At 31.7% G+C, this 830-nt stretch carries 2 protein-coding genes; both read right to left on the bottom strand.

Going from position 1 to position 830, the window contains the following annotated elements:
• Positions 1–116: 116 nt before the first annotated feature.
• On the bottom strand, positions 117–479 hold the full coding sequence (locus ACFSYC_RS19605; RefSeq protein WP_377130567.1) for a hypothetical protein: 363 nt from the start codon (positions 477–479) through the stop codon (positions 117–119).
• 73 nt (positions 480–552) lie between these two features.
• Positions 553–830: hypothetical protein (locus ACFSYC_RS19600; protein ID WP_377130566.1), on the bottom strand; the 278-nt coding region annotated here is incomplete at its 5' end.

The following is an 830-nucleotide window of genomic DNA, read 5'->3' as shown; positions in this document are numbered from 1 at the left end:
CCTCGCTATAGCCCTGATCGTTGTGCAATGCGGCGGAGACCCGGGTTTGTTTTTCAAAACATAAAAATGGTCGGAATTTCTTCCGACCATTCGTGGCGCAAACCCGGCTTTCCTTTTCATTTTATTTTTCTATTCAATTTTTTATCATAAAATAAACCTTTCTTATTTGTTTTTAAATAATGATTGATTGAAGGGTTATATGTTTCAACAATCCCTGTCCTAATACTATTTAGAAGTTCAATTAGAAAGCAGTTATGAGGACTTTTATTTTCTCTAAAATATTTTCTGACAAAGTTTTTGTGACTTTCATAACGTATTTGATTCTCTTCCACGTCATAGTGTCTTATTAATTCTGAAATTTTATGATACAACGTCCATTCAGTATCAATCAATAATTGACTTATTTCAAAAAGCTTTTCATAATACTCAGATTTGTCATCTTCATTTTTAATATGATTTAATATTATATTTTTTTTCATTGTGTTAATTGTTAATTAAGTTTCAGGCTTCATTACAAGGCCTGAAACTGATGTATTTGACACTCTATAAATCTTAGGATTTAAACATTTTGCGCATAATTTTCTCTTTTTCAATATCGATATATACCTTATTTCTTTGTATATTATAGATTAAGCCGGAATAACCAGGGGTAATGTGACAATATTTATCCCATAAATATGCTAATACCCAATCTCCATTTTCTTTATCGGATATTTTAGAAAAAGCATACATGTTTGATATTCCGGGGATGTTGACCACCTGATTCCGTGGCAAAGTGACCATGCAATTAGCTGGCGAACGATAGCAGCGAGAGCTGTAAAAGTGTTTTC

It is taken from the genome of Mucilaginibacter antarcticus, from assembly GCF_042686155.1.
GTDB lineage: Bacteria > Bacteroidota > Bacteroidia > Sphingobacteriales > Sphingobacteriaceae > Mucilaginibacter > Mucilaginibacter antarcticus.
Note: the sequence above shows the minus strand (reverse complement) of the source record. Positions and strands in the feature narration are given on the sequence as shown.